Below are 24,615 nucleotides of genomic sequence, written 5' to 3' on the forward strand. Positions count from 1 at the left end.
GCGCCGCTCGAGGGTCTGGAGGGGCCGCGCTGGCGGCGCGGTTTCCTTTCCATCCGGCCAGCCGTCACCCCATTGCCAATGAACCGAATCCTGAAGGCGCTGCGCGCGCCACTGCTTGCCTTGTCCGTCGTCGTGTCGGCCGTCGCCCAACCCATCCAGGGTCCCGAAGTCGCGGCCAGGTCGTATCTGGTGCTCGACGTCACCGCCAACCAGATGCTGCTGGAGAAGGATGTGGACACGCCGGTCGAGCCGGGCTCGCTCACCAAGCTGATGACGCAGTACCTGGTGTTCGACGCGCTCAAGTCCGGGAAGCTGACCCTGACGCAGGCGTTGCCGGTCAGCGAACGCGCCTCGAAGATGCCCGGCTCGCGCATGTTCGTCGATCCGAAGATGCAGGTGCCGGTGGACGATCTGATAAAGGGCATGATCGTGCAGTCGGGCAACGACGCAACCATGGCGCTGGCCGAGGCTGTGGGCGGCACGGCCGAGCGTTTCGTGCAGATGATGAACGAGCAGGCCAAGGCGCTCGGTCTGAAGAACACCATCTACAAAAATCCTGAAGGCCTGACCGTGCCCGGCCACACCACCACGGCGCGCGACCTGAGCATCCTGGCCGCACGGCTGATGCGCGACTTCCCGGAATACATGTCGTATTACGCGATCAAGAAGTACCGCTACCAGGGCACGCCCACCACGAACGACACCAACAGCAACGCCTTGCTGTTCCGCGACCCCACGGTGAACGGCCTGCAGACCAGCCGTACCGACGCCGCCGGGTATTGCCTGATTGCGACCGCCAGGCGCGAATTCCCCAACCTGGCATCGGCCGGCACCGCCACCGGCAGCCGCCGCATCCTGACGATCGTGCTGGGCACCTCGAGTGAAAGCGCGCGCGCCAACGAAGCGCAGAAGCTGCTGAACTGGGGCTATACCGCTTTCGAGGCCGTGAAGCTCTTCGACGCCAACCAGTCGGTGGCCACGCCCGAGGTGTGGAAGGGCTCGGCCAAGCTGCTCCAGCTCGGCCGCCCGGAGCCGATCATCGTTTCCGTGCCCGCCGGCAACGCGGCCAAGGTCAAGACCCAGATCGCACGGCCGGATCCGCTGGTGGCGCCCTTCACCAAGGGGCAGGCGGTCGGGTCGCTGAGGGTTTCCGTGGCCGAGCAGCCGTTGATGGAAGTGCCGCTGGTGGCGCTCGAAGGCGTCGAGCAGGCCGGCATCTTCGGGCGCGCCTGGGATGCGATCCGACTCTGGATCAAGTAGGGCTTGGCTTTTTTGAAAAGTAAGCGCCCGCCAACTTGAGATGCGGACAGCGGTGACATGGGCAACGTCACGTGTCCATGCAGCTGCCTTGCGGGCGTGGCGCCAAAAAGCTATACTTGAAGGCTTTTCGGAATCTTCCGAAGGGATTCACGTTTTTGCGCCTTTTTCAAAAGTCGCGTTTTTCAAGTTATCGAACGTTTAGGGACGTTTCACGTTTAAGGAGGCTTAAGTGCCAACCATCAATCAATTAGTTCGTCAGGGCCGCGAGGTCGAGACGATCAAGTCGAAAAGCCCGGCGATGCAGAATTCGCCGCAGCGCCGCGGTGTCTGCACCCGCGTGTACACCACGACGCCCAAGAAGCCGAACTCGGCTCTGCGTAAGGTGGCCAAGGTGCGTCTGACCAACGGTTTCGAGGTCATCTCGTACATCGGCGGTGAAGGCCACAACTTGCAGGAGCACAGCGTTGTGCTAGTGCGCGGCGGCCGTGTCAAGGATTTGCCGGGTGTGCGTTACCACATCGTGCGCGGTTCGCTCGATTTGCAAGGCGTGAAAGACCGCAAGCAAGCGCGTTCCAAGTACGGCGCGAAGAAGCCAAAGGCTAAGTAAGCACTCGGTTTTCGAATTATTCGGTGTTGTTTCCCGCGTGGCGCGGAGATTCAACGTAGTGACCCGCTGTGGGTCGAGTAAGTAAAGACCATGATGGTCTTTGCGGTGCCTGACAAGGTGCCAACTGAAGCAATCAAGAGGTGAAAAAATGCCACGTCGTCGCGAAGTCCCTAAACGTGAAATCCTGCCGGACCCCAAGTTCGGCAATGTCGAGCTGTCCAAATTCATGAACGTGATCATGGAAGGCGGCAAGAAAGCTGTTGCAGAGCGCATCATCTACGGTGCCCTCGAATTCATCGAGAAGAAGAACCCGGGCAAAGACCCTGTTGAAGCCTTCACCCTGGCCATCAACAACGTCAAGCCCATGGTGGAAGTGAAGTCCCGCCGCGTCGGCGGTGCCAACTACCAAGTGCCGGTCGAAGTGCGCCCCGTGCGTCGCTTGGCCCTGAGCATGCGTTGGTTGAAGGAAGCCGCCCGCAAGCGTGGCGAGAAGTCCATGTCCCTGCGTTTGGCCAACGAATTGATGGAAGCCACCGAAGGCCGTGGCGGCGCGATGAAAAAGCGCGACGAAGTGCACCGCATGGCCGAAGCCAACAAGGCTTTCTCGCACTTCCGCTTCTAAGCTTGCAAGAACTGTCCTAAACCCCTAGGTCACTCGGCAACAAGCCCGCACCATTCGACGTCGGATGGCGGGCTTGTTGCTTTAACGAAAGAGAACTATGGCTCGCCATACCCCCATTGAGCGCTATCGCAACATTGGTATCTCCGCGCACATCGACGCCGGCAAGACCACCACGACCGAGCGCATTCTGTTTTACACCGGCGTGAACCACAAGATTGGTGAAGTGCACGACGGCGCGGCCACCATGGACTGGATGGAGCAGGAGCAAGAGCGTGGCATCACGATCACTTCGGCGGCCACCACCTGCTTCTGGAAGGGCATGGACACGTCCTTGCCTGAGCACCGCATCAACATCATCGATACCCCCGGTCACGTCGACTTCACGATTGAAGTCGAGCGTTCGATGCGCGTGCTCGACGGCGCCTGCATGGTGTACTGCGCCGTGGGTGGCGTGCAGCCCCAGTCGGAAACCGTCTGGCGCCAAGCCAACAAGTACAAGGTGCCGCGCCTGGCCTTCGTCAACAAGATGGACCGCACCGGTGCCAACTTCTTCAAGGTCGTCGACCAGATGAAGCTGCGCCTGAAGGCCAGCCCCGTGCCGATGGTGATCCCAATCGGTGCCGAAGAAAACTTCACCGGCGTGGTCGACCTCATCAAGATGAAGGCCATCATCTGGGACGAAGCCTCGCAGGGCATGAAGTTCGAATACAAGGAAATTCCCGCCGAGCTCGTCGAGCTGGCCAAGGAATGGCGCGAGAAGATGGTCGAAGCGGCCGCCGAAGCCTCCGAGGAATTCATGAACAAGTACCTCGAAGAAGGTGACTTGACCGAAGAAGAGATCAAGCAAGGCATCCGCACGCGCACCATCGCCAGCGAAATCCAGCCGATGTACTGCGGCACCGCGTTCAAGAACAAGGGTGTGCAGCGCATGCTCGACGCCGTGATCGAATTCATGCCTTCGCCCGTGGACATTCCACCGGTCGGCGGCATCGATGAAGACGAAAACGCCGTGGTCCGCAAGGCCGACGACAGCGAGAAGTTCTCGGCTCTGGCCTTCAAGCTGATGACCGACCCGTTCGTCGGTCAGCTCACCTTCGTGCGTGTCTATTCCGGCGTGCTGCAAAAGGGCGACAGCGTCTACAACCCGATCCGCGGCAAGAAAGAGCGTATCGGCCGTATCGTGCAGATGCACGCGAACAACCGCGAAGAAGTCAGCGAAATCCGCGCTGGCGACATCGCCGCCTGCGTGGGCCTGAAGGACGTGACCACGGGCGAAACCCTGTGCGATCCATCGGCCATCGTGACGCTGGAGCGCATGGTGTTCCCTGAGCCCGTGATCACGCAGGCCGTGGAACCCAAGACCAAGGCCGACCAGGAAAAGATGGGCATCGCGCTGCAACGCCTGGCTCAGGAAGATCCTTCGTTCCGCGTGAAGACCGACGAAGAGTCCGGCCAGACGCTGATCGCCGGGATGGGCGAGTTGCATCTGGAAATCATCGTCGACCGCATGAAGCGCGAATTCGGCGTGGAAGCCAACGTCGGCAAGCCGCAGGTGGCTTACCGCGAAACCATCCGCAAGACGATCGAAGATGCCGAAGGCAAGTTCGTTCGTCAGTCCGGTGGCAAGGGCCAGTACGGCCACGTGGTGCTGAAGATCGAACCCAACGAAGCCGGCAAGGGCATCGAGTTCGTCGACGCGATCAAGGGTGGTGTGGTTCCCCGCGAATACATCCCGGCGGTCGAAAAGGGCATCCACGAGGCCGTCACGCAAGGCGTGCTGGCTGGCTACCCGGTGGTCGACGTCAAGGTCACGCTGCACTTCGGCTCGTACCACGACGTGGACTCGAACGAACTGGCGTTCAAGATGGCCGCCATCTTCGGTTTCAAGGAAGGCTGCCGCAAGGCGGGCCCGGTGATTCTGGAGCCCATGATGGCCGTGGAAGTCGAAACGCCTGAAGACTATGCCGGCAGCGTGATGGGCGACTTGTCCAGCCGCCGCGGCATGGTGCAGGGCATGGACGACATGGTCGGTGGCGGCAAGGCCATCAAGGCCGAAGTGCCGCTGTCGGAAATGTTCGGCTACTCCACCACGCTGCGTTCGATGTCGCAAGGCCGCGCCACGTACACGATGGAGTTCAAGCACTACTCGGAAGCCCCGCGCAACGTGTCCGAAGCCATCATGGCTTCCCGCGCCAAGTAAATAGCAATTGGCCGTCCGCGCGAGCGGCCGGCCTCAAATCCCCTGTCTGCGACAGTGTGCCGCCTTGTTCCCGTGCGAGGCGATCCAGCAACATTGTGCAGACGTTAAACCTCACACGGGAAAGCTCTTTCGGAGAATTGAAAAATGGGAAAAGAAAAGTTCACGCGCACCAAGCCCCACGTCAACGTGGGCACGATCGGCCACGTCGACCATGGCAAGACCACGCTGACGGCCGCCATCACGACCGTGCTGGCCGCCAAGTTCGGTGGTTCGGCCAAGGCCTATGACCAGATCGACGCAGCGCCCGAAGAAAAGGCCCGCGGCATCACCATCAACACCGCCCACGTGGAATACGAAACGGCCAACCGCCACTACGCCCACGTCGACTGCCCTGGCCACGCCGACTATGTGAAGAACATGATCACCGGCGCCGCCCAGATGGACGGCGCGATCCTGGTGTGTTCCGCAGCCGACGGCCCGATGCCCCAGACCCGCGAGCACATCCTGCTGGCCCGTCAGGTCGGCGTGCCTTACATCATCGTGTTCCTGAACAAGTGCGACATGGTCGACGATGCCGAACTGCTCGAACTCGTTGAAATGGAAGTGCGCGAGCTGCTCGACAAATACGATTTCCCCGGCGACGACACCCCGATCATCCACGGCAGCGCCAAGCTGGCCATGGAAGGCGACAAGGGCGAACTCGGCGAAGGCGCGATCATGAAGCTGGCCGATGCCCTGGACACCTACATCCCCCTGCCGGAACGTGCCGTGGACGGCGCCTTCCTGATGCCCGTGGAAGACGTGTTCTCCATCTCCGGTCGCGGTACCGTGGTGACCGGTCGCGTCGAGCGCGGCATCATCAAGGTCGGTGAAGAAATCGAGATCGTCGGTATCGCCGACACGCAAAAGACCACCTGCACCGGCGTGGAAATGTTCCGCAAGCTGCTCGACCAAGGCCAGGCCGGCGACAACGTCGGTATCCTGCTGCGCGGCACCAAGCGCGAAGACGTGCAGCGCGGCCAAGTGCTGTGCAAGCCCGGCTCGATCAAGCCGCACACGCACTTCACGTCGGAAATCTACGTGCTGAGCAAGGACGAAGGCGGCCGTCACACGCCGTTCTTCAACAACTACCGCCCGCAGTTCTACTTCCGCACGACGGACGTGACCGGCGCCATCGAACTGCCAGAAGGCAAGGAAATGGTCATGCCTGGCGACAACGTGACCATCACCGTGAAGCTGATCAACCCGATCGCCATGGAAGAAGGCCTGCGCTTCGCCATCCGTGAAGGCGGCAAGACCGTCGGCGCCGGCGTGGTTGCCAAGATCATTGCTTAATTCGACAAGGAAGCACCATGTCCACCAAGCAAAAAATCCGCATCCGCCTCAAGGCGTTCGACTACAAGCTCATCGACCAATCGGCCGCTGAAATCGTGGATACCGCCAAGCGCACCGGCGCGATCGTCAAGGGCCCCGTGCCCCTGCCGACCCGCATGAAGCGCTTCGACATCCTGCGTTCGCCTCACGTCAACAAGACCAGCCGCGACCAGTTCGAAATCCGCACGCACCAGCGCCTGATGGACATCGTCGACCCAACGGACAAGACCGTTGATGCGTTGATGAAGCTCGATCTGCCCGCAGGCGTGGACGTGGAAATCAAGCTGCAATAAAAACACGACGGCAATCCGGTTGGCCGGATGCCTCGGTCGAGAGCAAATAGCGCGAACTTGCTGCAAAGCACAGTTCGCGCTATAATTTATGGCTCTGCCCAAATTGCGAAAGCACTTGCGTAGAGTTTTATTAACCACTTCCACGCAAAAACGTTGCGGCCAATTGCAGTCGCAGCGGTGGAAGTTACGGAGAAAACCATGAGTCAAAGCAACTCCCTCGGGTTGCTGGGCCGCAAGGTTGGCATGATGCGCCTATTCACCGACGACGGGGATGCAGTTCCTGTCACGGTGGTGGACGTTTCCAACAACCGCGTCACCCAGGTCAAAACCCAAGAGAACGACGGTTACGTGGCCCTGCAGGTCACGTTCGGTGCACGCAAGGCTTCGCGTGTTACCAAGCCGGCGGCCGGTCACCTCGCGAAAGCGGGCGTCGAAGCCGGTGAAATCATCCGGGAATTCCGCGTTACGTCCGACGTCGCTGGCCAGTACAAGGCTGGTGCCACCGTTCCTGCGTCCGCCGTATTCGCCGTGGGCCAGAAGATCGACGTGCAAGGCACGACGATCGGTAAGGGCTACGCCGGCACGATCAAGCGTCACCACATGAGCTCGCAGCGCGCGTCGCACGGTAACAGCCGTTCGCACAACGTTCCCGGCTCCATCGGTATGGCGCAGGATCCAGGCCGCGTGTTCCCAGGCAAGCGGATGACGGGCCACCTGGGCGACGACCTCGTCACCACCCAGAACCTCGACGTCATCCGTATCGACGAAGCCCGTCAACTGCTGCTGATCAAGGGCGCCGTCCCTGGTTCCAAGGGCGGTTTCGTGACGATTCGTCCAGCCATCAAGGCTAAACCAACGCAAGGAGCGAACTGATGCAGCTCGAACTCCTGAACGACCAAGGTCAGGCCGCGTCGAAGATCGACGTCCCCGAAACCGTTTTCGGTCGTGATTACAACGAAGATCTGGTTCATCAGGTCGTCGTGGCTTTCCAGGCGAATGCGCGCCAAGGTACCCGTGCCCAGAAGGACCGGGAACAAGTTCGCCATTCCACCAAGAAGCCTTTCAAGCAAAAGGGAACGGGCCGCGCCCGCGCCGGTATGACCTCCTCGCCTCTGTGGCGCGGCGGCGGTCGGATCTTCCCGAACATGCCCAACGAAAACTTCACGCAGAAGATCAACAAGAAGATGTACCGCGCCGGTATGGCTTCGATCTTCTCGCAACTCGCACGTGAAGGCCGTCTGGCCGTGGTGGACTCCCTGACGGTGGATTCCCCCAAGACCAAGCCGCTGGCAGCGAAGTTCAAGGCCATGAACCTGGCGTCCGTGCTGGTGATCGCCGACGAAGTCGACGAAAACCTGTACCTGGCCTCCCGCAACCTGGTGAACATCCTCGTGGTCGAACCGCGTTACGCCGATCCGGTGTCGCTGGTGCACTACAAGAAGGTTCTGGTCACCAAGGCGGCCATGGACAAACTCAAGGAGATGTTCGCATGAGCACGACCACGTTCGACGAAGGCCGTCTGATGCAGGTTCTGATCGCTCCCATCGTGTCCGAAAAGGCCACCATGGTTGCCGAGAAGTCCAATGCTGTGACATTCAAGGTGCTGCAGGACGCGACCAAGCATGAAATCAAGGCTGCCGTGCAGCTGATGTTCAAGGTGGAAGTCAAGGGCGTTTCTGTGGTGAACACCAAGGGCAAGTCCAAGCGTTTTGGCAAATCCATGGGTCGCCGCGACAACGTTCGCAAGGCCTATGTGACGCTGAAGCCTGGCCAAGAGCTGAACCTGACCGGGGAGGCCGCGTAATCATGGCTGTCATCAAAATGAAACCCACCTCGCCAGGCCAACGCGGCATGGTGAAGGTCTCGCGTGACCACCTGTACAAGGGTGCGCCTCACGCTCCCCTGCTGGAGCCTCAGTTCCAGAAGGCCGGCCGCAACAACAATGGTCACATCACCATTCGCCATCGTGGCGGTGGTCATAAGCACCATTACCGTGTGGTCGACTTCGTTCGCAACAAGGACGGCATTCCCGCGAAGGTCGAACGTGTCGAGTACGATCCAAACCGTACCGCGCACATCGCCCTGATCTGCTACGCCGACGGCGAACGCCGCTACATCATCGCCCCACGTGGCCTGGAAGCCGGCGCAACGCTCCTGAGCGGTGCCGAAGCCCCGATCCGCGCCGGCAACACGCTGCCGATCCGCAACATCCCCGTGGGTTCGACGATCCACTGCATCGAGCTCAAGCCCGGTGCCGGTGCCCAGATCGCCCGCTCGGCCGGTACCTCCGCGACGCTGCTGGCGCGCGAAGGCACCTACGCCCAGGTGCGCATGCGCTCCGGTGAAGTTCGCAAGATCCACATCGAATGCCGCGCCACCATCGGTGAAGTCGCCAACGAAGAACACAGCCTGCGCCGTCTCGGCAAGGCCGGTGTGAAGCGCTGGATGGGTATTCGTCCGACCGTTCGCGGTGTGGTCATGAACCCGGTGGATCACCCACACGGCGGTGGTGAAGGCAAGACCGGTGAAGGTCGTCATCCAGTCGATCCTTGGGGCAACCTCACCAAGGGTTACCGTACCCGTAACAACAAGCGCACCCAGGTCATGGTCGTGTCGCGTCGTAAGAAGTAAGGGGCAGCCAGATGACCCGTTCACTGAAAAAAGGTCCTTTCGTAGACCACCACCTGATTGCCAAGGCCGAAAAGGCCGTGGCAACCAAGGACAAGAAGCCAATCAAGACCTGGTCGCGTCGTTCCATGATCCTGCCCGATTTCATCGGCTTGACCATTGCCGTGCACAACGGCAAGCAGCACGTCCCTGTCTACATCACCGATCAAATGGTGGGCCACAAGTTGGGCGAGTTCGCACTCACCCGTACTTTCAAGGGTCACCCTGCCGACAAAAAAGTCGTGCGGAAATAAGGAAAGACCATGGAAACACGTGCAGTCCTTCGTGGCGTGCGTTTGTCAGTCGACAAAGGCCGCCTGGTCGCAGATCTGATCCGCGGCAAAAAGGTAGACCAAGCCCTGAACGTTCTTGAATTCACGCAGAAAAAAGCTGCCGTGATCATCAAGAAGGTTCTGGAATCCGCCATCGCCAACGCTGAACACAACGACGGTGCCGACATCGACGAGCTGAAGGTGAAAACCATCTACGTCGAACAAGGCGCCACGCTCAAGCGCTTCACGGCCCGTGCAAAAGGCCGTGGTAACCGTATCAGCAAACCCACGTGCCATGTGTACGTGACGGTTGGCAACTAAGAGGTCGGAAAGATATGGGACAAAAAATCCACCCAACCGGCTTCCGCCTGTCGGTGAGCCGTAACTGGTCCAGCCGTTGGTACGCCAGCAACAAAGACTTCGCCGGCATGCTGGCCGAAGACATCAAGGTGCGCGAGTACCTGAAGGCCAAGCTGAAGAACGCTTCGGTTTCGCGCATCCTGATCGAGCGTCCCGCCAAGAACGCCCGCATCACGATTTTCTCGGCTCGTCCGGGCGTCGTGATCGGCAAGAAGGGTGAAGACATCGAAAACCTGAAGCGCGAACTGACCCGTCAGCTCGGCGTGCCGGTGGCCGTCAACATCGAAGAAGTGCGCAAGCCTGAAATCGATGCCAAGCTGATCGCCGACAGCATCACGCAACAGCTCGAGAAGCGCATCATGTTCCGTCGGGCCATGAAGCGTGCCATGCAGAACGCCATGCGTCTGGGTGCCCTGGGCATCAAGATCATGTCGTCCGGCCGTCTGAACGGTATCGAAATCGCGCGCTGCGAGTGGTACCGCGAAGGCCGCGTGCCACTGCACACCCTGCGTGCCGACATCGACTACGGCGTGTCCGAAGCCAAGACCACCTACGGCATCATCGGTGTCAAGGTCTGGGTCTACAAGGGCGACACGCTGGGCCGCAATGACGCGCCCGTGGTGCAAGAGCCGCGCAATGATGAAGAGCGCCGCCCCCGTGGTCCCCGTCGCGATGACCGCGGCGGCCGTCCCGGTGGCAACGACCGTCCTCCAGCACGCGGTCCGCGTCGTCCCGTGGGTGGCAATGCCGCTCCCGCGGATGGCAGTGACAAGCCTGTTGAAGCCGCAGGTGCAGCAGCCGCTGCACCGAAATCTACCGTTCAGCGCGTCCGCAAAGTAGCCGCGCCTGCTGCACCTGGTGCAGCTGACGGTAAAGGAGAATAAACATGTTGCAACCCGCGCGGCGCAAGTACCGCAAAGAGCAAAAAGGCCGTAACACCGGCATCGCAACCCGGGGCAGCTCGGTCGCGTTCGGTGACTTCGGTCTGAAGTGCACGGACCGTGGCCGTCTGACGGCCCGCCAGATCGAAGCCGCACGTCGTGCGATTTCCCGTCACGTGAAGCGTGGCGGCCGCATCTGGATCCGTGTGTTCCCCGACAAGCCGATTTCCCAGAAACCTGCTGAAGTGCGGATGGGTAACGGCAAGGGCAACCCAGAGTACTACGTGGCTGAAATCCAGCCGGGCAAGATCGTGTTCGAAATCGTCGGCGTCCCCGAAGAACTCGCACGTGAAGCCTTCCGTCTGGCTGCCGCCAAGCTGCCCCTGCGTACCACGTTCGTGGCCCGCATGGTCGGTCAGTAATCAGGAGCTACAGCAATGAAAACGACTGAACTGCGTCAAAAAGACGTTGCCGGCCTGCAAAACGAAGTCAAGGAGCTGCAAAAGGCCCACTTTGGCCTGCGTATGCAAAAAGCCACGCAACAACTCAACAACACGGCCACGCTGCGCTCCACGCGCCGCGCCATTGCCCGCGCCAAGACCATTCTTGGCGAGAAGCAAGCGGCCGAAAAGTCCGCCAAATAAGGAGCGATAAATGACGGAAGCTAAAAAATCCCTCAAGCGCACCTTGATTGGCAAGGTTGTCAGCGACAAGCGCGCGAAGACGGTCACGGTGCTCATCGAGCGCCGCGTCAAGCACGAGCTGTACGGCAAGATCGTCGGCAAGTCGAGCAAGTACCACGCCCATGACGAAAAGGGCGAGTACAAGCTGGGCGACACCATCGAGATCACCGAAAGCCGGCCGATCTCCAAGACCAAGAACTGGGTTGCATCCCGTCTGGTCCAGAAGGCCATCGTCGACTAAGGCCTCGCGGCCCTCGGAGCGCTTTTCAGCGCTTCGGCAAAACCTCCAGAAACGGCCCACAATGTGGGTCGTTTTTGTTTTTGGCGACCGCAATGTCTGCGGTCGCTTTATTTCTCACTTCAAGCACACGGAGCACCTCATGATCAAAGTTGGCGACAAACTTCCCGCGGCCACCCTGATGGAATATGTGGAAGTCGAAGGCAACGGCTGCAGCATCGGCCCGAACCCGGTGGACGTGGCCAAGGCAACGGCCGGCAAGACCATTGCGCTGTTTGCCCTGCCCGGTGCCTTCACGCCGACCTGTTCCGCCAAACACGTGCCGGGCTACGTCGAGAACGCGGCCGCCTTCAAGGCCGCCGGTGTCGACGAGATCTGGTGCGTCAGCGTCAACGATGCCTTCGTCATGGGCGCCTGGGCGCGTGACCAGAAGACGGGCGACAAGGTGCGCATGCTGGGCGACGGTAGCGCAGCTTTCGCCACGGCCACCGGCCTCACACTGGACCTGACCAGCCGCGGCATGGGCATTCGCAGCAACCGTTATTCGATGCTGGTGAAGGATGGCGTGGTCACCACGCTGAACATCGAAGGCCCAGGCAAGTTCGAAGTCAGCGACGCTGAAACGTTGCTGGCCCAGGCCAAAGGCTGAACAGCCGATCCCGCGGGATTCAGAACAGACTGAACACCAGCGGCATCAGGAGCGAGGCCAGCACCACCTGCAGGCCGAGCGCCAGGCCGGCGTAGGCACCCGCATCGAGGTTGACCTGCATGGCCCGCGCCGCGCCGATGCCGTGGGCTGCGGTGCCCAGACCGAAGCCACGGGCGCGCCAACCCTCGGCGTCGGTGTCGATGCCCAGGGCATTGAACAGGTACTTGCCGCTCAACGCCCCGATGAGGCCGGTGAGCACGGCGAACACCGCCGTCAGCGAAGGCACGCCGCCGATCTTTTCCGCGATGCCCATGGCCACCGGCGCCGTGACCGACTTGGGTACCAGGGACAGCACCACGTCGTGCGGCAGGCCCAGCGCCCAGCCGATGCCGAAGGCCGACAGGCTGGCCGCGGTGCCGCCGGCCAGCGCGGCCAGCAGCAGCCTGCCCCAGCGTTCGCGCAGTTCGGCGCGCCGCTGCCACAGCGGCCAGGCCAGGGCCACGACGGCCGGGCCAAGCAGGAAATGGATGAATTGCGCCCCGGCGAAGTAGGTGGGATAGGGCACGCGCGTGGCAAGCAGCACCCCGGCGATCACGATCACGCTCCACAGCACCGGGTTGGCCCACGGCGCCTGGTGAAATCGCGTGTAGGCCGCCTGGGTGAGCACGTAGACCAGCAGCGTCGCCGTGAGGCCGAACAGGGGCGTCGCGGAAAGATAGACCCAGAGCTGGACGAAATCGGCCATGTTTCAGTCCGCCTTTTCCGCTTCGTGCGGGCCGGAGATCCGCAGCACCCAGGCGGTGACGGCCAGGCCGATCCAGGTCGAGACCACCAGCGCGAGCAGGATGCGCACGCCATAGGTGCCAATGAGCGACAGGTGGGTCATCACGCCCACGCCCACCGGCACGAACAGCAGCGACAGGTGCGACAGCAGGAAATCGGCGCATGCGGCCACCGGTGCCTGCACAAGTGGCCAGCGCAACGCGACCAGCAGCAGGATCATGCCGACCACCGGTCCGGGGAACGGCAACTGCAGTCCACGTGCCAGCAACTCGCCGATCGACTGCAGTGCGAGCAGCCAGGCCATTCCGCGCAGGGGAAGCATGGAGGCCGCCTGCTTCAGAATCGCGGCAGGTCGGGGTGGCTGATCTGCCCGCCGCGGACCAGCATCTTGCCGTATTCGGCGCAGCGGTTCAGCGTGGGAATCACCTTGCCAGGATTCAGCAGCCCCTTGGCATCGAAGGCGCGCTTCAGGCCGAACATCTGCTCGTTCTCGGCGGCGGTGAACTGCACGCACATCGAATTGAGCTTCTCCACGCCGACGCCGTGTTCGCCGGTGATGGTGCCGCCCATGGCGACGCTGGTCTCGAGGATGTCGGCACCGAACAGTTCGCAGCGGTGCAGCTGGTCGGGGTCGTTCGCGTCGAACAGGATCAGCGGATGCAGGTTGCCGTCGCCCGCGTGGAACACGTTGGCGCAGCGCAGCTGGTATTTTTTCTCCATCTCCGCGATGGCCAGCAGGATGTCGGCCAGGCGCTTCCTCGGAATGGTCGAATCCATGCACATGTAGTCGGGGCTGATGCGGCCAGAGGCGGGGAACGCGTTCTTGCGGCCGCTCCAGAAGCGCAGCCGTTCGGCCTCGTTGTTGCTGACGGTAATGGCCGTCGCGCCGCATTCGCGTAGCACCGCGCTCATGCGGCCGATTTCTTCTTCCACCTCTTCCGGCGTGCCGTCGCTTTCGCACAGCAGGATGGCTTCGGCCGTGAGGTCGTAACCCGCGTGCACGAAATCTTCGACGGCCGCCGTCATGGGTTTGTCCATCATCTCCAGCCCGGCCGGGATGATGCCGGCCGCGATCACCGCCGCCACCGCGTCGCCGGCCTTGCGGATGTCGTCGAAGCTGGCCATGATGCAGCGCGCCAGCTGGGGCTTGGGCACGAGCTTGACGGTGACCTCGGTGGTGACGGCGAGCATGCCCTCGGAGCCGATCAGCACGCTGAGCAGGTCGTAGCCCGGCGCGTCGAGCGCGTCGCTGCCGAAGGTGACCGGTTCACCCTCGATGGTGAAGCCCTGCACCTTGACCACGTTGTGCACGGTCAGCCCGTACTTCAGGCAGTGCACGCCGCCCGAGTTCTCTGCCACGTTACCGCCGATGGTGCAGGCGATCTGGCTCGACGGATCGGGCGCGTAGTACAGGCCGTACGGCGCGGCGGCCTCGCTGATGGCCAGGTTGCGCACGCCGCCCTGCACCAGCGCCGTGCGGCTCAGCGGATCGACCTTCAGGATGCGGTTGAACCGCGCCAGCGACAGCGTCACGCCCAGCGCATGCGGCATCGCGCCGCCAGACAGGCCCGTGCCGGCGCCGCGGGCCACCACCGGCACATTGAGCGCGTGGCAGGTGCGCAGCACGGCTTGTACCTCGGCATAGGTTTCGGGCAGGGCGACGATCAGCGGGCGCTGGCGGTAGGCGGTCAGGCCATCGCACTCGTAGGGCACGGTGTCTTCCGCGTTCCACAGCAGCGAATGTGATGGCAAATGGGCCCGCAGTGCTTGAACCACCTGCGCCTGCCGCTCTGTTCTTTGTAGCAGATCCTGCTGGCTGGAAGACGTGGGAGCGTTCATGGTCGGCACCTTGATGGAATGCTTCACTTTAAGTGAAATCGCACGGCGCGGGCCTGAAGAAAATGGTGGGGCCTTGTGAAAAACCCGCGCCGGAATTCAAACGACGGCGTTCTTCAGCCAGGCCGCAAAAGCCGCGCATTCCCAGCGGTCCATGGTGCCGGTGCGCCAGCACAGGTAGTGCGCATGCGGGCTGGGCACACTCTGGGAAAAGGCGGCGCCCGTGCCCAGGCGCACCAGCGCGCCGTTGTCGAGCCAGGGTGCGGCCAGCTTGAGCCGGATCAGCCCCACGCCCATGCCGGCGGCCGCGCCGTCGCACATCAGGCCGACGTCGTTGAACTGCGAACCCTCGAGCGGCTCCGGCCAGTCGAGCTTCTGCGCCTGGAACCAGGTGCGCCAGGGCTCGAGCGCCGAGCGCAGCAGTGGCACGCCTTCCAGGTCCTCTGCATGCTCGAACGGGCCGTGCTCGCGCACGAAGGCCGGCGAGGCCAGCGGCGTGACCTCGTCGCGCGTGAGGCAGACATGTTCCACGTCGGCATAACGCCCCGCGCCGAAGCGGATCATCATGTCGGCATCCTCGGCCACCACGTCGAGCAGGGGGATCGACACCTGCAGCGTGAGGTCGATCTCGGGATAGGCCTCGGTGAACTGGCGCAGCCGCGGGATCAGGATGGCCCGCGCAAAGGTCGGCGTGACGGCCAGGCGCAGCTTGCGTTTGCCGGGCGCGGGCTGGGCGCTCGGGAAGCGCTCCAGGATCGCCAGCCCCTCACGCACATGCGCCAGGTATTCGCTGCCTTCGGTGGTCAGCGAAAAATCGGCGCGGCCGAACAGCTTCAGCCCGATGATCTGCTCGAGCTGCCTGACGCGGTGGCTCACCGCGCTCGGCGTCACGCACAACTCTTCGGACGCCTGTGTCACGCTGCGCAGGCGCGCCAGCGCCTCGAAGGTCAGCAGACATTGGATCGGGGGGATGCGGGCGACACGGGAAGTAGCCATGTCGGTATTGTCGCCGCCCGGGTCGGGTGTTTGCCCGACGCCGGAGACAAGAGGCCGCTGGGTAGAATCGCCGCTCCAAATCGCCGAGTTCGGCCATAAAAACAGGGGACCCACGTGTCAGACCGTTCCAAAGTGCTGCCACAGTACCTTCTGCCCAAGCAGGCCATCACCTCGTTCGGCGGCCACGTCGCCTCGGCACGCGCGGGGGGTATCACCACCGGCATCATCCGCTGGTTCGTCCGCAAATACGGTGTCGACATGAGCGAGGCCGCCAATCCCGACATCACCAGCTACGCCAGCTTCAACGAGTTCTTCACGCGCGCGCTCAAGCCCGGCGTCAGGCCGATCGCCCTGGCCGACCTGGTGTGTCCCGTCGACGGTGCCATCAGCCAATTCGGTGCGATCGACCGCGACCAGATCTTCCAGGCCAAGGGCCACAGCTATTCCACCACGGCGCTCGTCGGCGGGGATGCCGCACTGGCCGCGCAGTTCCAGAACGGCCATTTCGCCACCATCTACCTGAGCCCGCGCGACTACCACCGCATCCACATGCCGTGCGACGGCCGCCTGCTGCGCATGATCTACGTGCCGGGCGAGCTGTTTTCGGTGAACCCGGTCACGGCGCGCGGCGTGCCCGGCCTGTTCGCGCGCAACGAGCGCGTGGTGTGTGTCTTCGATTCACCGCTGGGGCCGTTCGTGCTGACACTCGTGGGCGCCACCATCGTGGGCAGCATGGCCACGGTCTGGCAGGGCGTGATCAACCCGCCGCGCGGCCCGGTGCGCGAATGGCGTTATGAAGACCAGGACATCCGCCTGAAACAGGGCGAGGAAATGGGCCGTTTCCTGCTGGGTTCAACCGTGGTGCTGCTGTTCCCCAAGGGGCCGCTGCAGTTCAACCCGGCCTGGGCGCCGGCCGGCGCCGTGCGGCTCGGCCAGGTCATGGCCAATCGCGCCTGACGCGTCCCCGGTTTACTTGAAGACGACGGTCTTGTGGCCGTTGATCAGCACGCGGTGTTCGCTGTGCCACTTCACGGCGCGCGCCAGCACCTGGCTTTCGGTGTCTCGGCCCTGGGCCGTCAGGTCTTCCACCGTGCGGCTGTGGTCCACGCGCGCCACGTCCTGCTCGATGATCGGGCCTTCGTCGAGGTCGGCCGTCACATAGTGGGCCGTGGCACCGATGAGTTTCACGCCGCGGTCGTGCGCCTGGTAATACGGCTTGGCGCCCTTGAAGCTCGGCAGGAACGAGTGGTGGATGTTGATCGCGCGGCCGGCGAGCTTGCGGCACAGGTCGTCGCTCAGGATCTGCATGTAGCGCGCCAGCACCACGAGTTCGGCGCCCTCGGCCTCGATCACTTCATACGCGCGGCCCTCGGCCTGGGCCTTGGTGGCGGCGGTGACCGGGATGTGGTGAAACGGCACGTTGTAGCTCGCGGCGAGCTGGTAGAAGTCGCGGTGGTTGCTGATGATGGCGCGGATGTCCAGCGGCAGCAGGCCGCTTTTCCAGCGGAACAGCAGGTCGTTCAGGCAATGGCCTTCCTTGCTCACCATCAGCACGGTGCGCACCGGCGCCGACGTGGCGTGCAGGCTCCAGCGCATGCCGAAACCGTCGGCAAAGGGCTGGAGCTGCGTGCGCAGTTCCTCGAAGCCCAATGATTCGCAGGCGAATTGCACCCGCATGAAAAACAGGCCCGTGTCATGGTCGTTGTATTGCGCGGCTTCTTCGATGTTGCCGCCGCGCTCCAGCAGGAAGCCGGAGACCGCATGCACGATGCCCGTGCGGTCCGGGCAGGACAGGGTCAGGATGTAGGCGTGGTTCATAAGGCCTGGGATTGTCGCAGGATGTTTGTATGCCCCCACGCTCGTCACTTTGTGTACTCGCTGCCCCCCCGAGGGGGCGCGCCCGCCTTGGGGCGGCCCGGCGGCGGGCTGTGCTCCCACGCTCGTTACTGGGATGAACCACCCATCTGCTGCTTCATGTCGGCGCAATAGTCCTTGGCGGGCACGGCCGGTGTGGGCCAGACCGCGTCGAAGGCGGTGGCCGGCTCGGCCTGGCGACCCTCGGCCAACAGCCGTACCGTTCGCACCTTCAGCGTCGGCGGCAGGTGCAGGGGCACACCGAGCCCGTTGGCCACATGGCCGCTGCCGGCCAGCAGCACCACCACCTTGCCCGGCATCGCGGCCTCGGCGATCGTGTGCGCCATGCTGCGGTCGCGGGCGATCTGGATGCGCGTCATCGGCGCGATCTGCGCTTCGGGCAGCATCTCGCAGTGCCCCGCGCGGATCGCCTGCCGCTGGATCTGCAGTGCGGCGTCGGGCAGGTGGTCGTCGAGCCGCCGGTTGCCCATGGCCTCGCGCATGTCCAGGCGCTGCAGGTTGGCACCCAGCACCGGCACACCGGCTCGCACGGCCGTCATCACCGCCGGGCCGTACGCGGACCAGGGCCAGCCCTTGAGGTCCCAGGCCAGCACGGCCTGCACCCGGGCCTCGCTGGCATCGGGCGGCAGGCCGGCCGTGGAGCGGCCGCGTTCGGCCATCTCGATGACCAGGGCTGCCAGCCGACCGCGTTCGGCAAACGAGGCCACCACCCGTTGCTCGATGCGCTGGTGTTCGGCCGCGTCGTGTTGTTCGCCGAGCAGCACCGCGTCGGCCGGTGGCAGCGCAAGGATGCGCGCGCTGATGGCGTCCGACGCGCTGGGCGGCTTGGTGCCGGCGCAGCCGCCGATCAGCATCGCCAGCAGCAGGGAAGGGAAAAACGCGAAGGAAAGACGGCGCACTTGCATGCCGTGGATACTACGGCTGTTTTCCGCCGCGCCCCATTGCCGCCATTGCCTTGCCGCTCCGCACCTGTTTTTCCCCCATCCTGCGTGTCGCCCTGACCCTGCTGCTGGCCTTCGCGGCCGCGCAGTTGTGCCTGCTCTTGCGCACGCCGCTGCCGTGGATGATCGGGCCGCTGCTGTCCACCGGCCTGGCCTCGGTGCTGGGCGCGCCGACCTGCAGCTGGTCGCGGTTGCGCAACGCGGGGCAGTGGACCATCAGCGTCGCGCTCGGCTTGTATTTCACGCCCGAGATCACGGCCCTGGTCGGCAGCCTGTGGTGGGTCATGGTCCTGGGCATCGCCTGGGCGCTGGGTCTTGGCCTGTTGTTTGGCCGCTGGCTGCAGCGCATGCATGCGGCGCAGCTGCCTGGCATTGGCGCCGCCCAGCTGCGGGCCACGGGCTATTTCGCCGGGGCCATCGGTGCGGCTTCGGAAATGACGCTGCTGGCCGAGCGGGCCGGCGCGCGCACGGACCTGGTGGCCGCCGCGCACACCTTGCGGGTCCTGATGGTGACGCTCACCGTGCCGTTCGCCCTGCAGTTTGCCGGGCTGCACGGCGAAATGCTGGTGGTGGCGCCGGGTACGCGTGTCGTTTCGCCGGGCGGCCTGGCGCTACTGGCCGTGTGCACCGGGTGTGGCGCCTTGTTGCTGGAAAAGATGGGCCGGGCCAACCCGTGGTTCCTCGGGCCGCTGGTCGTCTGCATGGGCCTGACCATGGCGGAGGTGCAGCTCTCTGCCGTGCCGCAGTGGATGTCGAATGCCGCGCAACTGGTGATCGGTGTGAGCCTGGGTGTGCGGTTTTCACCCGCCTTCGTTCACACCGCGCCGCGCTGGATGGCGACCGTGGCCTTTGGAACGCTGGGGTTGATGGGCTTGTGCGCCGTGCTGGCGTGGGGGTTGGCCTGGGTGACGGGCTTGCATCCGGCGACCATGGTGCTGGCCACTTCGCCCGGCGGCATCGCCGAGATGGCCATCACGGCCAAGGTGTTGAATCTGGGGGCGCCGATCGTGACGGCTTTTCAGGTCTGCAGGCTGATCGCCGTGCTGATTTTGGTGGAACCGCTGTACCGCTGGACCAACGCCACGCGGTGAGGCGGCCCGCTCAGGCGCGCCTTGTATCCGTTGTGTCAGTGGATGACGACGGGGTTCTGCGCCAGTTCGGCGTAACGCTCCAGCGTGTCCTCGACTTCTTCCTGCGTGGGGGTGTTCAGGCGCCAGGCCGAAATATGCTGCTGGAACAACTCGGCCCAGGAGCCATCGAGGTAGACCTCCTTGCCCGAGCGTTTGTCGACGATCTCGAAACCGTGTCGTTCGAGCGTGGGTACCGGCAGGCCGCGGGTGGACAACACGATTCCCGACGGCAGGCCGTTGTCGGTTTCGGCCTCTTCGGGCAGCGCGTTGGCTTCCATGTGGACCACCGCGAAAGATTCAGAGTCGTAGAGCGTGTTCATGAGGGCAATGTCCTTTTTCCGTCTGAAACCAGTTTCAAGATACACCGCAGGCCGCAGCAGGGGGATTTTTCGTGTGAAAAAAACGCTGTACGGTGCAATTTGTGGCGCTTTGTGGACACCGTTCCAAACTGTTTTCCGAAGTCTAGGGAGCAGATTGCAACGATTTCCGCGATTTCAAGGTCGGCCGAGCGGCGCAGCGCGTGTCAGGGTTTGGCCACTTCCTGCAATTTCTGGTCCACGAAATCGCCATTGGCCTGCGTGATGCGGAGGCGCACCGGCAGATACCCGAGCGACGGCGCGAACCACACCTCGATCTTCTGGTCGAATTCCTTGCGCGGGTTGCGGCTGACCTTGATGGCCTGCATGGCTCCGTGGGCCAGGTTCAGGGTTTCCTCGCCATCGACGGTGAACAGCCACAGCTCCGCGTCGCGCGGGCCCACGATCTGCAGGGTGATGGTGGTGGCCGGCGGGTATTTGTCGGGTTCTCCCGCGAACATCGCCACCAGCTGAAAGATCACGCTGAGCCGGTCCTGCGCGCCGGCCAGCAGGGGCGCATCGGGCGTGTTCGCGCTGAAGGTGACCTTGCCCTTGTCGCGTTCGAAATGCGCCGCGACCTCGGTGCGCCGCTTGTCGGCGAAGCGCAGGGGCGCCAGTCCCTCGGCGGTGATCTGTCCGCTGCTCATCTGGCTGGCCGAGCCGAGCAGGAACGCCTTGACCTCCAGGATCGCGTCATAGTTGCTGCCATCCTGCATCCACAGGAGTTGCGCATTGGCGCTGTAGCTCAGGCGTTTGACCTCGCCGGTCATGTCGTAGGTGATGCGCACCGAGCCTGGAATGGCGAGCACGTTCGCGCCGACGGGGACTTCGCGCGGCGGCGGAACCGGGGCCGACTCCGGCGCGGGCGCCTCTGGTTTCGCATTCGCCACGGCCTCGGACGCGGCCGGCATCGGTTCGGGCGCGGACGCTGCGGGCTCGGCCGGGGCTTGCGGCTGCGTTGCGGCGGCGGCCAGCGGTGGCGGCGCGGTCGCGGCGGGCTGTGTTGCCGGGCGCGGTTTCCGCAGGGGCGGGTTGGGCTTGGGCGGCGGCGCAGGTTTCGGCGCCGCTTCAGGCTTCGGCGGCGGGGCGTTCAGCGTCACGGTGCGCGTGGTGAAGGCCTTCATCGGCGGCCGGATGGCCGCCAGCGGCGCGGACGGCAAGGCCTGCAACAGCAGCAGATGCACGATCAGCACCAGTGCGCCGATCAGCAGCAGGGCCCGCAGCGGAATGTCCCGGCGGCCGGATGAAAGGCGTTGACCCCTGCCGGCCTTCGCGCCGCCTGCTTCCACGTTCAATGCACTTCCCGTCGTTTGTCGTTCAGTTGAGTCGCTCGATTACCCATAATCCGGTCGATGCCGCGCGCTTCCATCAGCCCGCTCACAATCGGAAGATCCGCCGTATTCGCCACGTGCCCGAAAGACAACGAAAACCATGAAACTCGCCACCTACAAAGATGGTTCCCGCGACGGCCAGCTGGTCGTCGTCTCCAAAGACCTGGGCATGGCCCATTATGCGACCGGCATCACCAGCCGGCTGCAGCAGGCGCTCGACGACTGGGGCTTCATCAGCCCGCAGTTGCAGGACCTGTACGACGCGCTGAACCACGGCCGCGCACGCCACGCGTTCCCGTTCGACCCGAAACAATGCATGGCGCCGCTGCCGCGCGCCTACCAGTGGGCCGATGGCTCGGCCTACATCAACCATGTGGAACTGGTGCGCAAGGCGCGCAACGCCGAAGTGCCGGAAAGCTTCTACACCGACCCGCTGATGTACCAGGGCGGCAGCGACGACTTCCTCGGGCCGTGCGACGAGGTGCGCGTGCCGTCCGAGGCCATGGGCATCGACTTCGAGGCCGAAGTCGCCGTGATCACCGGCGACGTGCCCATGGGCGCCACGCCCGAGCAGGCGCTGGACGGCATCCGGCTGGTGATGCTGGCCAACGACGTGAGCCTGCGCAACCTGATTCCGGCCGAGTTGGCCAAGGGCTTCGGCTTCTTCCAGAGCAAACCGGCCACGGCCTTCAGCCCGGTCGCGGTGACGCTCGACGAATTCACGTTCCAGAACGAAAACGCTTGGCAGGCGGGCCGCCTGCACCTCACGCTGCAAAGCACGTGGAACGGCCGCAAGGTCGGCCAGTGCGAGGCCGGCCCCGAGATGACCTTCCATTTCGGCCAGCTCATCGCCCACATCTGCAAGACGCGCAACGTGCGCGCCGGCAGTGTCATCGGCTCGGGCACGGTCAGCAACAAGGGCGTGGAGGCCAAGGGCAAGATGCAGTGGCCCAACGGCTACAGCTGCATTGCCGAGAAACGCTGCATCGAAACCATCCAGGACGGCCAGCCGAGCACGGAATTCATGAAGTTCGGCGACACCATCAAGATCGAGATGAAGGGGCTGGACGGGAACAGCGTGTTCGGGGCGATCGAGCAGGAAATCGTCTCTTCGGTGGCTGATCGGGCGGCTTCCGAGGCTTAGGATGAACCAACCCCCACGCTCATCGCTTCGCGTATCGCTGCCCCCCAAGGGGGCGCGTCAATGCCGACGGGCGGCCGGGCGCCGCTGACATGCGCATCGTCCGGCAAGTCCTTCTTGCCGCCATCGGCGTCTTGGGGCTCCATGCGGTGCACGCCGCAGACTCTGTACCGACCTGTCCCTCTGCCCCGCAGCCGGTGGCTCAGGCCGAAGCCACAGCGGGCATGCGCACGGCACGGGATCGTGGCTTTTTGTGGCGCCTAGAGAAAGACGGCCGCACGAGTTGGCTGTACGGCACCATCCATGTTGCCAAGCGCAACTGGATGTACCCGGGGCCGGCAACGCGGCGGGCACTGCATGACGCCGACAGCGTCGCACTCGAACTCGACGTTTTGGACCCGGCCATCGCCGCCGAATTGAGCACGGCGATCACGGCCCGTGCGGACGCCCCGCCCCTGCCGGCCGGTCTGGCGCGACGCGTGCAGGCGCAGGCCGCTGCGGCCTGCCTGGGTGAGGGACTCGGGCGGATGCGCCCCGAGATGCAGGTGATGACCCTGGCCGTGCTGTCGGGTCGCGCTCGGGGACTGGACCCAGCCTACGGCATCGACGTGTTCCTCGCCGGCTACGCGCGCGGATTGAAAAAGGCGGTGGTGTCGCTGGAAACCCCTGCACAGCAGATGTCGCTGCTTCTGTCCGACGACCCCGCGGAAGTCGCGCAGACGGTGGAAGATGTGCTGCAGTCGCTCGAAAGCAAAAACGCCGGCCCGCAGCTGGACCGCCTGGCGGGGGCGTGGGATGAAGGCCGACTGGCGGACCTGGAGAACTATGCCGACTGGTGCGAATGTCTCGACACCCCGGAACGCCGCAAGTCCTACGATGCTTTGGTCATCGGTCGCAACCCTTCGCTGGCCCGCCATGTGGCGGACATCCATCAGTCCGGCCATTCGGTGTTTGCCGCCGTCGGCGCACTGCATATGGTGGGGCCGCAGGGCTTGCCCATGTTGCTGGCCGCGTTGGGATTCAACGTGGAGCGCGTGTTTTTCGCTTCACCGAGAATGGGTGGTCAATCGGCCTCCGACGCAAGACCGTAGGGCGTTGGTAGCTATCAAGTAAGTAGTAAGAACCAAGGAGACAAAACCATGCAACGCAGAACCCTCTTGACCTCCCTCGCCGCACTCGCCGGCAGCAGCATTGCCCCCTTCGCCCGCGCGCAGGCCGACTATCCGAACCAGGTCGTCCGCTGGATCGTGCCCTACCCCGCGGGCGGCGGCACCGACGTGCTGGCGCGGACCGTGGCCGAGGCGATGCGGGCCACGCTCGGGCAGCAGGTGGTGATCGACAACCGGCCTGGCGCCTCGACCAACATCGGCGCGCAGATCGTGGCGACCGCCAGGCCGGACGGCTACACCATCATGTCGGCCGACAACGCCCTGCTGGCCTTCAACGAACACCTGTTCGGCAAGCTCGCGTTCAGCCCCGAGAAGGACTTCAGCTACATCGGCGGCATCAGCCGGTTCCCACTGGCGCTGGTGGTGAACCCGGGTTTCGAGGCGCAGACGCTGAAGGACTTCATCGCCTATGCCAAGGCGAATCCGGGCAAGCTGAACTACGCGTCGCCCGGCAACGGCTCGCCGCACCACCTGGCCATGGAGATGTTCAAGGCGCGCACCGGCACCTTCATCACCCACATTCCCTACCGCGGCGCGGCGCCGGCCATGCAGGACGTGATGGGCGGCCAGGTGCCGTGCATGTTCCTCGATCTGGCCGCCGGCCTGCCGGTGATCCAGAGCGGCAAGGTGCGTGCGCTGGCCATCGGCTCGGCCCAGCGCGCCAGCCAGTTGCCTGGCGTGCCGACGCTGGCCGAGGCCGGCGTGGCCAATTCAGAGGTGTTCGCGTTCCAGGGCATCCTCGGCCCGGCGGGACTGCCCGCGCCGGTCGTGAGCCGGCTCAATGGCGACCTGAACAAGGCGCTGGCCAGCGCCGCGGTGCAAAAACGCATGGCCGATTTCGGCATGGAGGCCTTGCCGGGCACGCCTGAGCAGTTCCGCCAGTTCGCGCGCAGCGAGGCCTTGCGCTGGGGGCCGATCATCAAGGCGACGGGCATCAAGCTGGATTGAGTG

Annotated in this window: 30 protein-coding genes; 22 read left to right on the top strand and 8 right to left on the bottom strand. The window is 63.9% G+C overall.

Translation table 11 applies throughout. The features are described from left to right. The first annotated feature begins 78 nt into the window (after positions 1-78). The 17 genes from RD110_RS01885 (at position 79) to RD110_RS01965 (ending at position 12,106) form a co-directional block, all read left to right on the top strand. The gene (locus RD110_RS01885) at positions 79-1,260 is read left to right on the top strand and encodes a D-alanyl-D-alanine carboxypeptidase family protein (protein ID WP_076196145.1); all 1,182 of its coding nucleotides are present in this window, start codon (positions 79-81) and stop codon (positions 1,258-1,260) included. A gap of 229 nt (positions 1,261-1,489) precedes the next feature. Beyond that, positions 1,490-1,867: a 30S ribosomal protein S12 gene (rpsL, locus tag RD110_RS01890; protein WP_076196147.1), complete on the top strand. Its 378-nt coding sequence runs from the start codon at positions 1,490-1,492 to the stop codon at positions 1,865-1,867. A gap of 148 nt (positions 1,868-2,015) precedes the next feature. Then, a complete protein-coding gene (gene rpsG, locus RD110_RS01895; RefSeq protein WP_076196149.1) occupies positions 2,016-2,489 on the top strand; it encodes a 30S ribosomal protein S7 in 474 nt (157 codons plus the stop codon). Between the two features lie 97 nt (positions 2,490-2,586). Beyond that, positions 2,587-4,689: an elongation factor G gene (gene fusA / locus RD110_RS01900; RefSeq protein WP_076196151.1), complete on the top strand. Its 2,103-nt coding sequence runs from the start codon at positions 2,587-2,589 to the stop codon at positions 4,687-4,689. A 144-nt stretch (positions 4,690-4,833) separates the two neighbouring features. Continuing rightward, positions 4,834-6,024, top strand: coding sequence for an elongation factor Tu (gene tuf / locus RD110_RS01905; RefSeq protein WP_076196153.1), 1,191 nt, complete (start codon positions 4,834-4,836; stop codon positions 6,022-6,024). 17 nt (positions 6,025-6,041) lie between these two features. Beyond that, positions 6,042-6,356, top strand: coding sequence for a 30S ribosomal protein S10 (gene rpsJ, locus RD110_RS01910; RefSeq protein WP_019575636.1), 315 nt, complete (start codon positions 6,042-6,044; stop codon positions 6,354-6,356). Between the two features lie 198 nt (positions 6,357-6,554). Next, complete coding sequence (gene rplC / locus RD110_RS01915; RefSeq protein ID WP_076196155.1) at positions 6,555-7,229, top strand: 50S ribosomal protein L3; 675 nt, start codon at positions 6,555-6,557, stop codon at positions 7,227-7,229. Beyond that, the gene (gene rplD, locus RD110_RS01920; protein ID WP_076196157.1) at positions 7,229-7,849 is read left to right on the top strand and encodes a 50S ribosomal protein L4; all 621 of its coding nucleotides are present in this window, start codon (positions 7,229-7,231) and stop codon (positions 7,847-7,849) included. The genes rplC and rplD overlap by 1 nt, the downstream gene beginning before the upstream one ends. Next, positions 7,846-8,160 (top strand): 50S ribosomal protein L23, encoded by a 315-nt coding sequence (rplW, locus tag RD110_RS01925; RefSeq protein WP_076196159.1) that lies wholly within the window; start codon positions 7,846-7,848, stop codon positions 8,158-8,160. Before rplD ends, rplW begins: the two co-directional genes overlap by 4 nt. Before the next feature lie 2 nt (positions 8,161-8,162). Then, positions 8,163-8,987 carry a 50S ribosomal protein L2 gene (gene rplB / locus RD110_RS01930; RefSeq protein WP_076196161.1) on the top strand — a complete coding sequence of 275 codons (825 nt, stop codon included), beginning with the start codon at positions 8,163-8,165 and terminating at the stop codon, positions 8,985-8,987. 11 nt (positions 8,988-8,998) lie between these two features. Next, complete coding sequence (gene rpsS / locus RD110_RS01935) at positions 8,999-9,277, top strand: 30S ribosomal protein S19 (protein ID WP_076196164.1); 279 nt, start codon at positions 8,999-9,001, stop codon at positions 9,275-9,277. A 9-nt stretch (positions 9,278-9,286) separates the two neighbouring features. Beyond that, a complete protein-coding gene (rplV, locus tag RD110_RS01940) occupies positions 9,287-9,616 on the top strand; it encodes a 50S ribosomal protein L22 (protein ID WP_076196166.1) in 330 nt (109 codons plus the stop codon). A gap of 14 nt (positions 9,617-9,630) precedes the next feature. Next, positions 9,631-10,539, top strand: coding sequence for a 30S ribosomal protein S3 (gene rpsC / locus RD110_RS01945; RefSeq protein ID WP_076196168.1), 909 nt, complete (start codon positions 9,631-9,633; stop codon positions 10,537-10,539). Between the two features lie 2 nt (positions 10,540-10,541). Beyond that, on the top strand, positions 10,542-10,958 hold the full coding sequence (rplP, locus tag RD110_RS01950; RefSeq protein WP_076196170.1) for a 50S ribosomal protein L16: 417 nt from the start codon (positions 10,542-10,544) through the stop codon (positions 10,956-10,958). Positions 10,959-10,973: 15 nt separating this feature from the next. Then, positions 10,974-11,180 carry a 50S ribosomal protein L29 gene (gene rpmC, locus RD110_RS01955; RefSeq protein WP_076196172.1) on the top strand — a complete coding sequence of 69 codons (207 nt, stop codon included), beginning with the start codon at positions 10,974-10,976 and terminating at the stop codon, positions 11,178-11,180. A gap of 10 nt (positions 11,181-11,190) precedes the next feature. After that, positions 11,191-11,460, top strand: coding sequence for a 30S ribosomal protein S17 (gene rpsQ / locus RD110_RS01960; protein WP_076196174.1), 270 nt, complete (start codon positions 11,191-11,193; stop codon positions 11,458-11,460). 139 nt (positions 11,461-11,599) lie between these two features. Continuing rightward, complete coding sequence (locus tag RD110_RS01965; protein WP_076196176.1) at positions 11,600-12,106, top strand: peroxiredoxin; 507 nt, start codon at positions 11,600-11,602, stop codon at positions 12,104-12,106. A gap of 19 nt (positions 12,107-12,125) precedes the next feature. Here RD110_RS01965 and RD110_RS01970 read toward each other — a convergent pair whose 3' ends face one another. The 4 genes from RD110_RS01970 to RD110_RS01985 all read right to left on the bottom strand — a co-directional run bounded on the left by RD110_RS01970 (position 12,126) and on the right by RD110_RS01985 (position 15,721). Then, a complete protein-coding gene (locus RD110_RS01970; RefSeq protein ID WP_076196178.1) occupies positions 12,126-12,851 on the bottom strand; it encodes an LrgB family protein in 726 nt (241 codons plus the stop codon). A 3-nt stretch (positions 12,852-12,854) separates the two neighbouring features. Then, complete coding sequence (locus tag RD110_RS01975) at positions 12,855-13,211, bottom strand: CidA/LrgA family protein (protein ID WP_076196180.1); 357 nt, start codon at positions 13,209-13,211, stop codon at positions 12,855-12,857. A 14-nt stretch (positions 13,212-13,225) separates the two neighbouring features. After that, positions 13,226-14,728, bottom strand: a complete 1,503-nt coding sequence (locus RD110_RS01980; RefSeq protein ID WP_076204250.1) for an FAD-linked oxidase C-terminal domain-containing protein — start codon at positions 14,726-14,728, stop codon at positions 13,226-13,228. A gap of 96 nt (positions 14,729-14,824) precedes the next feature. Further along, complete coding sequence (locus RD110_RS01985) at positions 14,825-15,721, bottom strand: LysR substrate-binding domain-containing protein (RefSeq protein ID WP_076196182.1); 897 nt, start codon at positions 15,719-15,721, stop codon at positions 14,825-14,827. 114 nt (positions 15,722-15,835) lie between these two features. On the opposite strand from RD110_RS01985, the gene asd reads away from it, so the two are divergent. After that, complete coding sequence (gene asd / locus RD110_RS01990; RefSeq protein ID WP_076196194.1) at positions 15,836-16,678, top strand: archaetidylserine decarboxylase; 843 nt, start codon at positions 15,836-15,838, stop codon at positions 16,676-16,678. A 12-nt stretch (positions 16,679-16,690) separates the two neighbouring features. Here the strand turns inward: asd and purU are convergent, their stop codons facing one another. Next, a complete protein-coding gene (purU, locus tag RD110_RS01995; RefSeq protein ID WP_076196196.1) occupies positions 16,691-17,539 on the bottom strand; it encodes a formyltetrahydrofolate deformylase in 849 nt (282 codons plus the stop codon). A gap of 125 nt (positions 17,540-17,664) precedes the next feature. Beyond that, positions 17,665-18,501 (bottom strand): ChaN family lipoprotein, encoded by an 837-nt coding sequence (locus tag RD110_RS02000; protein WP_076196198.1) that lies wholly within the window; start codon positions 18,499-18,501, stop codon positions 17,665-17,667. Positions 18,502-18,551: 50 nt separating this feature from the next. On the opposite strand from RD110_RS02000, the gene RD110_RS02005 reads away from it, so the two are divergent. Then, positions 18,552-19,628 carry an AbrB family transcriptional regulator gene (locus tag RD110_RS02005; protein ID WP_076196200.1) on the top strand — a complete coding sequence of 359 codons (1,077 nt, stop codon included), beginning with the start codon at positions 18,552-18,554 and terminating at the stop codon, positions 19,626-19,628. 35 nt (positions 19,629-19,663) lie between these two features. Here RD110_RS02005 and RD110_RS02010 read toward each other — a convergent pair whose 3' ends face one another. Together RD110_RS02010 and RD110_RS02015 are read right to left on the bottom strand one after the other, a co-directional pair. Further along, complete coding sequence (locus RD110_RS02010) at positions 19,664-19,987, bottom strand: BTH_I0359 family protein (protein WP_076196202.1); 324 nt, start codon at positions 19,985-19,987, stop codon at positions 19,664-19,666. A gap of 203 nt (positions 19,988-20,190) precedes the next feature. Then, complete coding sequence (locus RD110_RS02015; protein ID WP_239467239.1) at positions 20,191-21,312, bottom strand: DUF3108 domain-containing protein; 1,122 nt, start codon at positions 21,310-21,312, stop codon at positions 20,191-20,193. 142 nt (positions 21,313-21,454) lie between these two features. Between RD110_RS02015 and RD110_RS02020 the strand changes: the two genes are divergently transcribed. The 3 genes from RD110_RS02020 to RD110_RS02030 all read left to right on the top strand — a co-directional run bounded on the left by RD110_RS02020 (position 21,455) and on the right by RD110_RS02030 (position 24,612). Continuing rightward, positions 21,455-22,498 carry a fumarylacetoacetate hydrolase family protein gene (locus RD110_RS02020; protein WP_076196204.1) on the top strand — a complete coding sequence of 348 codons (1,044 nt, stop codon included), beginning with the start codon at positions 21,455-21,457 and terminating at the stop codon, positions 22,496-22,498. Between the two features lie 89 nt (positions 22,499-22,587). Next, entirely contained in the window at positions 22,588-23,586 is a 999-nt protein-coding gene (locus tag RD110_RS02025; protein WP_076196206.1) for a TraB/GumN family protein, read from the top strand. 48 nt (positions 23,587-23,634) lie between these two features. Then, positions 23,635-24,612 carry a Bug family tripartite tricarboxylate transporter substrate binding protein gene (locus RD110_RS02030; RefSeq protein WP_076196208.1) on the top strand — a complete coding sequence of 326 codons (978 nt, stop codon included), beginning with the start codon at positions 23,635-23,637 and terminating at the stop codon, positions 24,610-24,612. Positions 24,613-24,615 lie beyond the last annotated feature (3 nt).

This window comes from Rhodoferax koreense (assembly GCF_001955695.1).
GTDB lineage: Bacteria > Pseudomonadota > Gammaproteobacteria > Burkholderiales > Burkholderiaceae_C > Rhodoferax_B > Rhodoferax_B koreensis.